This window comes from Streptomyces sp. NPDC057743 (assembly GCF_042798755.1).
Taxonomy (GTDB): domain Bacteria; phylum Actinomycetota; class Actinomycetes; order Streptomycetales; family Streptomycetaceae; genus Streptomyces.
In genome coordinates this window covers 370,480-383,584 of the sequence record NZ_JBHVJX010000001.1, presented here as the reverse complement: position 1 = coordinate 383,584, position 13,105 = coordinate 370,480, and the positions used below count along the sequence as shown (strand labels likewise).

Annotated in this window: 10 protein-coding genes; 6 read left to right on the top strand and 4 right to left on the bottom strand. The window is 69.1% G+C overall.

Going from position 1 to position 13,105, the window contains the following annotated elements; genetic code table 11:
* Positions 1–5 precede the first annotated feature (5 nt).
* Complete coding sequence (locus tag ACFVFQ_RS01770; RefSeq protein WP_383406819.1) at positions 6–1,226, bottom strand: sarcosine oxidase subunit beta family protein; 1,221 nt, start codon at positions 1,224–1,226, stop codon at positions 6–8.
* On the bottom strand, positions 1,223–2,551 hold the full coding sequence (gene glyA, locus ACFVFQ_RS01765; protein WP_383406817.1) for a serine hydroxymethyltransferase: 1,329 nt from the start codon (positions 2,549–2,551) through the stop codon (positions 1,223–1,225). The genes ACFVFQ_RS01770 and glyA overlap by 4 nt, the downstream gene beginning before the upstream one ends.
* Positions 2,552–2,645: 94 nt before the next feature.
* Here glyA and ACFVFQ_RS01760 point away from each other — a divergent pair, with 94 nt between their 5' ends.
* The 6 genes from ACFVFQ_RS01760 (at position 2,646) to ACFVFQ_RS01735 (ending at position 11,522) form a co-directional block, all read left to right on the top strand.
* On the top strand, positions 2,646–3,311 hold the full coding sequence (locus tag ACFVFQ_RS01760) for a GntR family transcriptional regulator (RefSeq protein WP_383406814.1): 666 nt from the start codon (positions 2,646–2,648) through the stop codon (positions 3,309–3,311).
* A 347-nt stretch (positions 3,312–3,658) separates the two neighbouring features.
* The gene (locus ACFVFQ_RS01755) at positions 3,659–6,250 is read left to right on the top strand and encodes an ABC transporter substrate-binding protein (RefSeq protein ID WP_383406810.1); all 2,592 of its coding nucleotides are present in this window, start codon (positions 3,659–3,661) and stop codon (positions 6,248–6,250) included.
* 180 nt (positions 6,251–6,430) lie between these two features.
* The gene (locus ACFVFQ_RS01750) at positions 6,431–6,973 is read left to right on the top strand and encodes a DUF4232 domain-containing protein (protein WP_383406803.1); all 543 of its coding nucleotides are present in this window, start codon (positions 6,431–6,433) and stop codon (positions 6,971–6,973) included.
* Positions 6,974–7,441: 468 nt separating this feature from the next.
* The gene (locus ACFVFQ_RS01745; RefSeq protein WP_383406796.1) at positions 7,442–8,140 is read left to right on the top strand and encodes a hypothetical protein; all 699 of its coding nucleotides are present in this window, start codon (positions 7,442–7,444) and stop codon (positions 8,138–8,140) included.
* A gap of 591 nt (positions 8,141–8,731) precedes the next feature.
* Complete coding sequence (locus ACFVFQ_RS01740; protein ID WP_383406794.1) at positions 8,732–10,111, top strand: MFS transporter; 1,380 nt, start codon at positions 8,732–8,734, stop codon at positions 10,109–10,111.
* A gap of 214 nt (positions 10,112–10,325) precedes the next feature.
* Positions 10,326–11,522 carry a flavin-containing monooxygenase gene (locus ACFVFQ_RS01735; protein WP_383406791.1) on the top strand — a complete coding sequence of 399 codons (1,197 nt, stop codon included), beginning with the start codon at positions 10,326–10,328 and terminating at the stop codon, positions 11,520–11,522.
* Between the two features lie 39 nt (positions 11,523–11,561).
* Here ACFVFQ_RS01735 and ACFVFQ_RS01730 read toward each other — a convergent pair whose 3' ends face one another.
* Together ACFVFQ_RS01730 and ACFVFQ_RS01725 are read right to left on the bottom strand one after the other, a co-directional pair.
* The gene (locus ACFVFQ_RS01730; protein WP_383406788.1) at positions 11,562–12,110 is read right to left on the bottom strand and encodes a hypothetical protein; all 549 of its coding nucleotides are present in this window, start codon (positions 12,108–12,110) and stop codon (positions 11,562–11,564) included.
* Positions 12,111–12,214: 104 nt separating this feature from the next.
* The gene (locus tag ACFVFQ_RS01725) at positions 12,215–12,952 is read right to left on the bottom strand and encodes a DUF6333 family protein (protein ID WP_383406785.1); all 738 of its coding nucleotides are present in this window, start codon (positions 12,950–12,952) and stop codon (positions 12,215–12,217) included.
* Positions 12,953–13,105: the final 153 nt, after the last annotated feature.

Here is a 13,105-nt window from a genome sequence, read left to right as displayed (position 1 = left end):
GCTGCTCAGTGGGCGACGGCTGCGGCGCCGTGTTCGTCGATCAGGGCGCCCGTGGTGAAGCGTTCGAGGGCGAAGGGGGCGTTGAGTGGGTGCGGTTCGCCGGTGGCGAGGGTGTGGGCGAAGGTCCAGCCGGCGGCCGGGGTGGCCTTGAATCCGCCGGTGCCCCAGCCGCAGTTGACGTAGAGGTTCTCGACGGGGGTGGTGCCGATGATCGGGGAGGCGTCGGGGGTGACGTCGACGATGCCGCCCCAGGTCCGCAGCACATGCGCCCGGGCGAAGATCGGGAACAACTCGACGGCGGCGGCCATCTGTTGCTCGATGACGTGGAAGGAGCCGCGCTGCCCGTAGCCGTTGTAGGCGTCGACGCCCGCGCCCATCACCAGTTCGCCCTTGTGTGCCTGGGAGACGTAGACGTGCACGTGGTTGGACATGACGACGGTCGGGTGGACCGGTTCGTGCAGTTCGGAGACGAGTGCCTGGAGGGGGTGGGACTGCACCGGCAGTCGGACGCCGGCGCGTTCGGCCAGTACGCTGCTGTGGCCTGCGGCCGCGAGGCCGACCCGGCCGGCGTGGATGCGGCCGCGACTGGTCTCGACGCCCACGACGCGTTCGCCGTCCCTGAGGAAGCCGGTGACCTCGCAGCCCTGGATGAGGTCCACGCCCAGTTGGTCGGCGCGGCGGGCCAACGCCCAGGCAACATGGTCGTGTTTGGCGATGCCGGCCCGTGGTTGGTAGGTGGCGCCGAGGACCGGATAGCGGGTGCGGGGCGAGACGTTGAGGATGGGGCAGACCTTGGCGACCTCGTCCGGTTCGAGCCATTGGGCGTCGACCCCGTTGAGGTGGTTGGCGCTCGCGCGGCGCACGCCCTCGCGGACGTCCTGGAGGGTGTGCGCGAGGTTGAGGACGCCGCGCTGACTGAAGAGGAAGTCGTAGTCCAGCTCTTCCGGGAGCCGTTCCCACAGCTTGAGCGCGTGCTCGTAGATCGCGGCGCTCTCGTCCCAGAGGTAGTTGGAGCGGATGATGGTGGTGTTGCGGGCCATGTTGCCGCCGGCCAGCCAACCCTTTTCCAGGACGGCGACGTTGGTGATGCCGTGGTTCTTGGCGAGGTAGTAGGCGGTGGCCAGACCGTGGCCGCCCGCGCCGACGATGATGACGTCGTAGGAGGGGCGCGGCTCGGGGTTGCGCCAGAGGAAGTCCGGGTGCTCCGGCAGCGGTTCGGCCGTCATGTGGCGCGTCCCTTCAGGTCGGTCGGGTGGGAGTAGAGCGGGAACGCACCGGCCAGCTTCTCCACCCGGTCGCGCAACAGGCCCGCGCGCTCGTCGCCGAGCCGCTCGTCCTTCAGTGCCTGGGCGATGATGTCGGCGACCTCCCGGAACTCGGTGTCGCCGAAGCCGCGGGTGGCCAGGGCCGGAGTCCCGATCCGCAGTCCGGAGGAGACCATCGGCGGACGCGGGTCGAACGGCACCGCGTTGCGGTTGACGGTGATGCCGATGCGGTGCAGCCGGTCCTCGGCCTGCCGCCCGTCGAGCGCGGAGTTGCGCAGATCGACCAGCACCAGGTGGACTTCGGTGCCACCGGTCAGCACGGTGATCCCGGCCTCGGCCACGTCATCGGCCAGCAGCCGGCCGGCGAGGATGCGGGCGCCGTTGAGGGTGCGTTGCTGGCGCTCGGCGAACTCCTCCCCCGCCGCCACTTTGAACGCCACCGCCTTCGCCGCGATGACGTGTTCCAACGGCCCGCCCTGCTGGCCCGGAAAGACCGCCGAGTTGAGCTTCCTGGCCAGCCCGGCCCTGCTGAGGATCACTCCGCCGCGCGGCCCTCCGAGGGTCTTGTGCGTCGTGGTCGTCACGACATCCGCGTACGGCACCGGGTTGGGGTGCAGGCCCGCGGCCACCAGCCCGGCGAAGTGCGCCATGTCGACCATCAGGTACGCACCCACCGCGTCGGCGATGCGGCGGAAGGCGGCGAAGTCCAGCCGGCGGGGGTAGGCGGACCACCCCGCGACGATCATCTTGGGCCGGTGGGCGAGGGCGAGTTGCTCGACCTCGTCCATGTCGATGCGCAGGTCGGTTTCGCGCACGTGGTACGGCACGACGTGGTAGAGCTTGCCGGAGTAGTTGAGGCGCATGCCGTGGGTGAGGTGCCCGCCGTGTGCCAGGTCCAGGCCGAGGATCGTGTCGCCGGGGTCGAGCAGTGCGGACATCGCGGCGGCGTTGGCCTGGGCGCCGGAGTGCGGCTGCACGTTCGCGGCCTCCGCGCCGAACAGCTCCTTCACCCGGTCGATGGCCAACTGCTCGACGGTATCGATGTGTTCGCAGCCGCCGTAGTAGCGGCGGCCCGGGTAGCCCTCGGCGTACTTGTTGGTGAGGACCGAGCCCTGGGCCTCCATGACGGCGGCCGGGGTGAAGTTCTCCGAGGCGATCATTTCGAGGGTGGACTGCTGGCGGTGCAGTTCGGCGTCGACCGCGGCGGCGATGTCCGGGTCGAGCTCGTTGAGCGGGCGGGAGAGGGAGGAGGGGGCGAATGTGCCGTTGGACGGGTCCGTTGCCATCTGTGCACCATCCTGGGAGCCAACTAATGGGCAACTGATATATCAGTTGCTGCGGTAACGTATGGGAGCTCGGCGAACAGGTCAAGGGGGCATCATGCAGCAGGCGGCGACCGCATCCGACGACGAGGAACTCTCCCTCGCCGAACGGGCCTACCGCGCCATCCGCGACCTGCTGGTCATGCTGGAGATCCGCCCGGGCGCACCGATCCACGAAGAGCAACTGGCGCAGTCCCTCGGCGTCGGACGCACCCCCGTGCGCGAGGCCCTCAAGCGGCTCCAGTACGAGCGCCTGATCACGACCTATCCCCGACGCGGCACCTTCGCCACCGACGTCAACATCACCGACCTCGCCCATATCTCCGAGGTCCGCCAGGAGTTGGAGCCGCTGGCCGCCGCCCAGGCAGCGCGACGCGCCACGGCCACCGACCGCACCCACCTCACGGCCCTGCGACAGGAACTCACGACTGCGGCCACCCGCCCCCTCGACGCCGTCGCCCTCATGCACCTGGACCTCCAGGTCCACCGCGCCATCTACGCCACAACCCACAATCCGTACCTGGAGGACACCCTCGTCCGGCACGACAACCTGGCCACCCGCATCTGGTGCCTGTTCATCGACCGCCTCTCCGACATGGCCGGCCACGTCGAGGAACACGGGCCACTGATCGAGGCGATCGTCGCCGGCAACCCGGAGCAGGCGGCAGGGCTCGCCCGCGACCACGTCGAGGGTTTCGAACGGGCGATTCGCAACGCCCTTTGACGAGGCGGCCGTTGACCGCCCTCGACGTGCGCGCCGCGTTGGCCACGACATCGCCGCCCGCCTCGACTCCGGCGCGGCCTTGACTGCCACCCTCACTCCGACAGCCCAATAGCCCCTGACTGCGCGAGCCCGCATCGCGGCTCTCTGCGTCGCCGCCGGGCTCGCCTCCGCCCCTACGGTCGCGCGTCCGTCCGCCCCATGCCATGGTGAACCGACCGGTTCAACGGACATATGAGGCAAGGCGCAAGGCGCTCCGGCATCGCGTTTCCGCAGTCGTCCGGGGGCGCCTCTCGGGCCGCCTGCATCCTGCCGGGTTGGGCCGATGGGTCCGGCGAGAGGAGGCCGGGATGCCGGCGGAGGGCGAGGAACAACCGTCCTCCCCTGCGTTGACGCGACTGGCCGCCAAGGCAGCGAGCAGGGGGCTTCGGCGCGCGGCCCGGCGCTTGTTGGCGCGGGCGTTGACGCGGGATCCCGGGTACGAGCCGGCGTGGTTGTGGCTGGCGGCGGTGGCGCGCGACGACTCCGAGCGCCGGTTCTGCCTGGAACAGGCGGCGAAGGCGTGCCCCGACAGCGTTGCGCACCGTGATCTGCGGCGGTTGCGTCGGGTGGAGGCGTGCCCGCCGCCTGAGGTGGCTCATCTGGCAGGTCCGCCCCCGCCGCCGGAGGCGGTGCCCGGTCGTGCGGAGCGGTTCGGCGGCCGGAGCCGGTGGTGGCTGGTGGGTGCGGCCGTCGTGGTGGTCCTGGCGTTGGTGCTCGGCGTGCTGCAACTCGTCCGCGGGGAGGAGAAGGAGCCACTGTACGTGGCGCTGGTGGCGGGTTCCCGCAACGGGGCACTGCGGGGCGAGAAGGTGGTCAAGGCCGTCCAGTCACATCTCGACCACGTCAACGAGAAGGGCGGCGTGCATGGCCACCCCGTGCGGCTGTTGCGCTACGACGACAAGGCCGCGACTGACCCGGCGACGGCGCGTGCCACCGCCCGGCGAGTGGTCGCCAACGGCCGGGTGATGTTGGCCATCGGCCACTTCTACAGCGACAGTGCGCTGGCCGCCGGCCCGGTGTACGCCGCCGCCGGCGTTCCGCTGATCACCCCCACCGCCGCGGTGGATGCGGCCACGGCCGAGCCCTGGGTGTTCCGCGCCATTTTCGACGACAGCTACCAAGGGCGGTTCATCGCGGCCTACCTCCGCCATGTCCTCAAGTCCCAGACGGCCACCGTCATCCACGACGACAGCACATACGGCCGGGACATGGCGTCCGGATTCACCCGGGCGTTCGCCAAACTGGGACGGGTGCGCCGGGACCTCTCGATCGGCCCACGGTCCGAGAGCGCCACGGAGCGGAGCCGACACATCGACGCCATCGTGCGTGCCGTGCGGGCCGACCCGGACGCGGGGACGATCGTGCTGGCCACGGAGTACACCCCCGTCCCGCCCCTCGTCCTCGCGCTGCGCACGCACGGCGTCCACAACCCCGTCATCGGCGGCGCAGACCTCCGTCCGGACACGCTCTCCCGCACCCTGGCCGCATTGCAGGAGCGGCTGCCACGGGGGCCGTCCGTCACCCAGCAGCTCTATGTGGTGTCCCCCCAGCTCAGCGACAGTCTGACCGGGGCGGGGGCGCAGTGGGCCTACTCCTTCCGCCGCCGCTTCGGTACCACGCCCTCCTGGGCGGCCATCGCCGCGCAGACAGCGGCCGATGCGGCCGTCCACGCGCTGGATCGGGCCGGCGTCGGCGCCAGTACGGCCTCGGCCCGCGACCGGCGGGCCGTCCGGGACGCACTGGCGGCCATGGACAGCCCCGGGCGGGGCTTCTCCGGTCTCTACGGTCGGGTCTACTTCGACCGGACCCGCTCCTTGCGGGTGCCGGCCAACGTCGGCGTCATCGAGCGCGGCCAGTTCGTCTCCGCTCCCCTGCAGCTCGTCGAATACCGCGGAGACGAGGGCGAGTTGGCCCAGGAGCGCGCCGCGGGCCAGGTCGTCGACTTCGACGGCCGGGTCCTCTCCCTCCAGCAGGTGGTGCGCACCGGCTTCAACTTCAACCGGATCAGCGATCTGGACACCCGTGCGCGGAAGTTCAAGGCCGACTTCTTCCTGTGGTTCCGTTACTCGGGCGATGACGGGGTGACGGATGTGGAGTTCGCCAACCAGTCGGATCCGCGGTACCGGCTGCCCGCACCGATCCGCAGCAGAACCGAGGGAGGCGTGAAGTACCGCCTGTACCGGGTGGTTACCACCTTCACCGCGGACCTCGACTTCCACGACTACCCCTTCGACCGCCAGCACCTGATCGTCCTGCTCCAGAACCGGACGCACGCCGCCTCGCGCGTGCTGTACGTCGGCGACCGCGCCATGCTCAGCCAGAGCCAGTCCGAACTGCTGCAGAGCGGCCGGGACCCCGGCACCTCGGTCAACGACCTGCTGAACTGGCACATCCAGGAACTGGCGCTCCACAAGGACCGCGTGGGCAGCACGGCCAGCCTGGGCGACCCGGGCGTCAGCCAGGCCGAAGCCGGAGTCCACTACAACCAGTACACCGCCAACTTCACCATCGCCCGGGACGTCGGCAGCTTCCTGGTGACGAGCCTGCTGCCGCTCATGCTGCTGGTCATCGTCACCTACGCCACCCTCCTGTTCCCCCGCGACCCCAACCACGCCCCCACGCGGGTCAGCATCCAAGTCACCGCCATCCTCACCGCCGTCGTCCTGCGCACCACCATGCTCAACGCGCTGCCGGACGTCGGCTACACGGTCGCAGTGGGCTGGGCCTTCTACGCGTACTTCGCGCTGACGGTCGCCTGCGTCTTCGTGGTACTGGCCGGTGCCTGGCTGATGGAACACCGACGGATCGCGGCCTGGCGCAGACTGACCCTCATCGCACGCATCGGGTTCCCCGTCTACTGCGCCGCGGTGGCGCTGGTGTACGTGCTGTTGTACGGCTGATCCTTGCGATCCGGGAAGCCTGACACTTCAAGCACTCCGTGCAGACGTGCGGAGCCTGCGTGGTGGTTGGACACTCGGGAGTGCTGCGCCTGCGAGCAGGCGGACGACGGGCGCAAGCCCCCGTTACGCCCCTGGCGGGCGGACGCGGACGCTCAGAGTTCCTACGCCTGGAGGTCGAGCATGGCACGGCTCCACCTACGCACAGCAGCCGCTGCAACCCTCGGCATGCTGATCACGACCACCACCTTGTCCCTGGCCGCCAACCAAGCCGCGGCCGAACAGTCAGCTCCCTGCCGCACTTCCGACCTGACGCCCTCCTGGGCACCCGGCGGATCGGCCAAGCCCGGGGGCGTGCCGGACGAACAGCTGACCGCCGTGGTGGCGGTGAAGAACACCGGTTCCCAGGCATGCACCCTGCATGGCTATCCCAAGGTGACCCTGAAGGCGGGCACGGCACGGTCCGGAGCACCAACGGAGACGCTCCACGACCAGGTATCGGTGAAACCGAAGACGGTGACCCTCAAGCCGGGCGCATCCGCACGGTTCACCCTCACCTTCCTCTCGGAGAAGGCGAGCAACGAGAACGCCCTCGTCCCCGCGGTCGTCGACATCACCCCACCAGGCAACACCAAGTCCAGGGAACTGAAGTGGCGGTGGGGCCCCGTGCTCAGGCACGAATCGGCCACGCACCCGGGCAACTTCGTCAGCCCGGCCCACCCCTGACCCTCACGACGTACCGCTCGGCCGGGCAACACCGGACGTTCCCAGGTGCTCCTCGTAGACGACGTGGACCTGCTGAGCGCGCGCACCGTTGCCGGCAATGCTGCGCGCCGGTGCTCACCACCCCAATGCCCCAAGTGCGCCGCGGAGTTACCGCGCTACCCGACGGCTCCATCCGCATCGTTGCCGTTCACCGCTTCAGGCGTCCGAGCGTCGATCGCCAACGCGCCGACGACGGCGCCGAATTGGACGGGCACGCCCAGGCGCAGCGACCCGTCGGTGGCGCAGGGCACACCAGCCGGCGTACATACGATTATCCCATTGCGCTTCCCCTTGGCATATGCCTCACTCTGCCAACTCCCCGGCGTGTTCCGCCGATTGGAACTGGGGACTGTTCGGCGGTGACGGTCACTCAGGGGCGCCCCCTTGAGTTCCGTTTCCCGCAACGCCCGGTCCTGTCAGGGAGGAAAAATGGCACGGCTCCACTTCATCAAGGACGACGGCTTCGCCCGCTACAAGGTCCCGCTCACCGGAGGAACCCCCTTCGTCCTGTACTGGGACAAGGGGGACCAGGGCATCTTCTACCCCGTGACGTTCTACGGGGGCGGCGGCAGCGCAGGGGAGGACTTCGCCTACTACACGAAGGGGCAGGAGGGGAAGGGCATTCCCGCCTCCGCCGTCCTCCAGCTCCGCTTCGACACCGCGGAGGAGCACCTCACCCCGGAAAGCCTGGCCGGCAAGCCGCTCCAGTACCGCAACGGACGCACGGGCTCATGGATTCGGCCGTACCAGCGCAAGGGCGACTACTACTACATCGCCGGCAGCAACTCGGGCGAGAACCGCATGCGCAGCATCAAACGGGCCGTGGTCTACGAGGGAGACCGGATCCGTTTCGCCCTGCGCATGGACATCGAAGGCAAGGGCGACTCGTGGTTATCGCGGGACGAGCACCTCGGCAGCATCCGCATGCGCGACGACGAAAAGCTCTGGGGCCGCCTGATAGCCCACCGGCGCGGCGACGTCGCCAACGACGCCACCGGCGGGATCAACGCCCTGTACTACCCCCGCTCCTACGGCGAGCTCACCGATGGACTCATCCTGGCCTCCCAGGACATCGACCCCACCGGCGAGGAGAACGACCCCGACGACGAAGAGAGCGAAACCGAGTAGCCCGCCGGACAAGCGGCGCGGACCGCCTACAGCCGTCATGAGCTTCCCCCGCGAACGCAAGGAAGCCGTGCCGGCATAACAGCCCGAAGACCCCTCAGGTCCACTCCAGCTCGGAGTGAACGTCCGAGGGGCCTTCCCGTAGCAGAACCCGAACGTCCGACCAGCGCAACGCTCCCGATCCTGGCCGCCCAACCACACCTGAAGGACGCTCACTTGGGGCCGAGCCGCAGACCGCATGGCGTGACGTCGCCCCAACCTCCTTCTGTGGCCGGCCAGTAGGAACGCGATAAGGCAATGCGGATACCCGCAACGCGTCAACTTAACCATTTCTTCTCGCCGTTCTGACACATACCGCAAGACCGGGCCCGTGCACATCACAACAAAGCAAAAAGCAGGACAACCCTCCGGCGACTTTCCGAGAATGGTACGGAGCGCCATCTTGCGCCCTGCTGCACACACCGTGCCGGGCCGTACACGCCGAGTTGAAGCGTCCCAACGGCGCTCCCGCAAGCGATGTTTGAGGAGTTATTTGTGCCGGCTGAACACGCCGAGAATGCCGATGCCGAAGCCGCGAGCCGAGACTCGCTGAAAGTGGAAGAAATAACCGTCACCAACCCTGATGTGACGAGAAGGGCGATTGGCGCGGCGGCGATCGGAAATGTCACGGAGTGGTTCGACTTCGGCGTCTTCGCCAATCTGACGCCCGTGCTCACCGCGGTGTTCTTCACCGGCGCAGGTGAGACCATCGGCACGATCGGCACCCTCGGCCTGTTCGCCGTCGCCTTCCTGGTGCGCCCGATCGGCGGCATGTTCTTCGGCCCGCTCGGCGACCGCATCGGCCGCACCAAGGTCCTCTCCATCACCGTCATCATGATGGCCATCGGCACCTTCGCCATCGCCTTCATCCCCGGTTACGAGACCATGGGCCCGGCCGCGCCCCTGCTGATGCTGCTCGCGCGGCTGATCCAGGGATTCTCCACCGGTGGCGAGTACGGCGGGGCAATGACCTTCATCGCCGAATACGCCCCCGACAAGAAGCGCGGATTCCTTGGCAGTTGGCTGGAGTTCGGCACCCTGACCGGCTATCTGTTCGGCGGAGTAGCCGGCCTCGTCATCCAACTGCCCGGCGTCATGTCCCACGAGGCGCTGCTCTCCTGGGGCTGGCGTATACCGTTCCTCATCTCCGGCCCCATCGGCATCATCGGCCTCTATCTCCGCCTGAAATTGGAGGACACCCCGGCCTTCCAGGCAGTGGTCGCGGAGACCAAGGGCCGCGAGGGCAACCAGACCCTCAAGGAGATCCGCCGGATCTTCGCCAACTACTGGCGACCGATGCTGGTCTGTATGGGCCTGGTGCTGGTCTTCAACGTGGTCAACTACATGCTCACCACGTACATGTTGGAGTACATCGGCAAGTTCGCCCCCTCGGTGAGCTCCACCTGGGCGCAGCTCCTGGAGATCTCCGTCCTGGCCTTGGGGATGATACTCATCACCTTCGTCGGCCGGCTCTCCGACCGCATCGGCCGCAAGCCGGTGATGTACTTCGGCTGCGGCATGCTGGTCCTGCTCGGCGTGCCCTCGGTGCTCCTGATCCAACAGAACACGCTGACGACCGTCTTCCTCGGCCTGGTCCTGATGTCGTTGATGCTGCTCTGCTTCAACAGCACCGTCCCCTCCGCACTGCCCGCGCTGTTCCCGACCGAGATCCGGTACGGCGGCCTGTCGATCGGCTTCAACCTCTCCGTTTCGTTGTTCGGCGGCACCACCGCCGTCATCAACGCCCTCCTGGTGGAGGCTACCGGAGACGTCAACGTGCCCGGCTACTACCTGATGGCCGCCGGCGCGATAGGCGCCGTCGCCTGCTACTTCGCGGTGGAGTCCGCCCGCCGCCCACTGCCCGGCTCCGCCCCCGCGGTGGAATCCGTGGAGGAGGCCCGCGAGTTGGCCCGCACGGGACTCGCCACGCGCTGAACCAGCTCCCCCAACGGCCCGGGGCCACGCCGCGCTCGTCTCCCGAGCGTCTCGGTGGTGGGCTCCGGGCCTTCTCACGCCCACCACGAGTGACGATCACCGTGCGACGGGCCGTCCGTGTACCGGCGGGGCTCCCGGGTCCGTGCGGACCGATGCCTCCCCGGCGTACCGGGCGCGCGTGACTCGGCTGCGCCGGTCGTCGTTAGCACCTGTGATGTCTGAGCGCCTGCCTGCCGAAGGTCTCCCCGTTGCGGTCATTGGTGCCGGCCCCAGCGGCCTGGCCACCGCCGCCATGCTCGCCCGCCTCCGCGTACCGGTAGTCGTCCTGGAACGCGGCGACCACGCCGGCGCGAGTTGGGCCGAGCGCTACGACCACCTGCGGCTGCACACCACCCGGGGCGCGTCGGGGCTCCCGGGCCTCAAGTTGCCCAAGCAAGGCGGCACTTGGACGGGTCGGGACGAGTACGTGAAGTATCTGGAGCGGTACCGTGCCCTGCACCACCTGGACGCGCGTACCGGGACCGCCGTGCATCGCGTCGAGCGCTCCTCGTCCCTTGGCGCACGGTGGCGGGTCCACACGTCCTCCGGTTCCCTCGCGGCCCGGGCCGTGGTCGTGGCGACCGGACGCAGTCACACGCCCCACCTCCCCAACTGGCCCGGACGCGACGGATTCACCGGCACCTTCCTGCACTCCGCCGAGTACCGCAACCCCGCCCCCTACCGCGGGAGATCCGTCCTGGTGGTGGGCGCCGGCAACAGCGGAACGGAGATCGCCACCCTGCTGGCCCGGCACGAGGCCGAGTGGGTGTGGATCGCGGTACGCACTCCCCCCAACATCCTCCCGCGCAGCTCCAGTCGCTGGCATCTGCTCGGGCGGGTGACGGAGCCACTCCCCCTTGCCTGGCGCGACCGCTCATCCCTCCTGACGCAGCGCTGCACACTGCCGGACATGACCTCGTTCGGCATTCCCCGGCCCCGCACCGGGCCTTTCGTCCGCAATGTACGCGAGGGCGTAAATCCCGTGCTGGACCACGGTTTTGTGGCGGCGGTGCGGTCGGGGCTGGTGGAGCCGGTCGCCGCGGTCGCCGCCTTCGACGGCCCCCGCGTGCTGCTCGCCGACGGCACGCACCTGACCCCCGACGTGGTCATCGCCGCCACCGGCTACCGTCCCCATCTGCACGCCCTCCTCCCCGACCTCGACGTCCTCGACGAGGCCGGCTACCCCACCGTCCACGGCCGCCGGACCCACCCCACCGCTCCCCACCTGTACTTCGCCGGCTTCACCAACCCCCTGAGCGGCGCGTTGCACCAGGTGGGCGTCGAGGCCCGGGCCATCGCCCGCGCCATCGCCCGAGGACCAAGCACCCCCGCCTCGGTGCCCCGCCCTCGGGACGGCCATCACGGCCGCTGACCCCGCGGGGAAGCACACCGTGGGCCCCACCACAGCCCCTCAGCCAGTCAACGTCTCCGCCAACCAGGCAATGCCGCCCACCGCCACCCCGTACCCGGGAATCGCGAGCAGCGGCCAGGGAACGGGGCGCGGGACCAACACCTTGGCGTGGAAGGCGAGGTCACGGTACTCGGGCATGCCCTCGGTGCCAGGCAGTGTCATGAAGCGCGGCCGTACCGTGCAGAACAGCAGCCAGTCGATGACCAACAGGTCGAAGAGGGTGAGGGCCAGGAAGCCGGTGGCGCCCAAGGCAAACGGCGGCAGGAATCCCAGCCGACCGTCCACCCGTCCGTGGAGGTCGAGCACACCGGCCACCGGAACGGCCACGAAGAGCAGGAGGTTGAGCAGGCCGGCCACCGCGGCGGTCTGTCTACCGCGCGCGCTCTGCCCCCCGTAGCGCTCTCTGATCGCGGGCGGGTAGTCGGAAAGCAGGGCGTCCCGTGCCACGAGCAGAGCACCGATGACGACCAACGTGAACAGGGCAACCAGGGCGAGTGCGTAGCCAACACTGACACGAGCGACGTCCAACCACGTCAGGGAAGGATTCATGACATCCGAGCGTAGGGCCAACCTGGGAAGGCTCCGTCATGTGCTCCGTCATGTGCTCCGTCATGTGCTCCGTCATGTGCTCTGCCATGTGCCTGGGATGTCCCTTACGGAAACCACACCTCGCGGATGGTGTCCTCGCCCTCCTCGCTCCGTTCGACGAGGAACGTCGACTCGAAGCGTTCCTCGTCCGCATAAACGGACAGGGCGCCGCCGGTCAGCATGTGGAGGAGGGCGTCGTGGTCGACGGCCTCATCGCCGTCGGCGTCGGATGCGCCGCTCAGCACATCGGGGGCGATGCCGGCAGCGGCCAGAGTGGCACGCGGATCGCCGGTGACCTCCCACTCGCCGAAGCCCTCGATCGTCAAGTCCGGGGCGTGCGGGGCGTCTGGAGTGACTGGGGTGCTGGGCGCGGCAACGAGAACCTTCGTGTAGGAGGCGCCGAAGTCCCGTTCGCAGACGGCGACGATCCAGGCGTTCGGATGCCTGTCCTTCTGTGCCTGGAACTCGTCCTCCAGGGCGCCGGCCAGCACTCCGTCCTCGACGAGCGCCGGGTCACTGATCTTGACCGTGGAGCCCCACACGGACGCGCGCACTCCGTCCAGTTCTTCCCGACTGGCCGGGCTTGGTGGATGCGCGAGTCGGGACGGGGTGCACTCGTGGCGGATGGCGGAGACGGTTGAGAGGGACAGCACCGCGGCCCTGGCCGCCCCCGGGTCGTGGGCAGTGGCGGGCGGCCGTTCGTGGGGCAGGAGTGGGGCGCCGAAGGGCGGATGGATGATGACCAGATGCGCGTGTCCGCTGTGACGCGGGTCCACCTGTGTTTCGGGAGATACGAGGCTCATGGTGCCGAGTATGTCGCGGCCCACTGACACTCACGGGGCGGTGGTCAACGGCCCGCCGTGGATGGGTGGTTGGGAGTACTGGCGCGCTCTCAGCGCGCACTCCGCGGGCAGATGCGGGGCTCGTGCGAGCGCGGGCAGGGCCACCGGTCGGTA

Bases quoted from the DNA above. Each gene is read 5' to 3' on its own strand.
- ACFVFQ_RS01770 (WP_383406819.1), bottom strand. From the start codon at position 1,226: ATGACGGCCGAACCGCTGCCGGAGCACCCGGACTTCCTCTGGCGCAAC.
- glyA (WP_383406817.1), bottom strand. From the start codon at position 2,551: ATGGCAACGGACCCGTCCAACGGCACATTCGCCCCCTCCTCCCTCTCC.
- ACFVFQ_RS01760 (WP_383406814.1), top strand. From the start codon at position 2,646: ATGCAGCAGGCGGCGACCGCATCCGACGACGAGGAACTCTCCCTCGCC.
- ACFVFQ_RS01755 (WP_383406810.1), top strand. From the start codon at position 3,659: ATGCCGGCGGAGGGCGAGGAACAACCGTCCTCCCCTGCGTTGACGCGA.
- ACFVFQ_RS01750 (WP_383406803.1), top strand. From the start codon at position 6,431: ATGGCACGGCTCCACCTACGCACAGCAGCCGCTGCAACCCTCGGCATG.
- ACFVFQ_RS01745 (WP_383406796.1), top strand. From the start codon at position 7,442: ATGGCACGGCTCCACTTCATCAAGGACGACGGCTTCGCCCGCTACAAG.
- ACFVFQ_RS01735 (WP_383406791.1), top strand. From the start codon at position 10,326: ATGTCTGAGCGCCTGCCTGCCGAAGGTCTCCCCGTTGCGGTCATTGGT.
- ACFVFQ_RS01730 (WP_383406788.1), bottom strand. From the start codon at position 12,110: ATGAATCCTTCCCTGACGTGGTTGGACGTCGCTCGTGTCAGTGTTGGC.
- ACFVFQ_RS01725 (WP_383406785.1), bottom strand. From the start codon at position 12,952: ATGAGCCTCGTATCTCCCGAAACACAGGTGGACCCGCGTCACAGCGGA.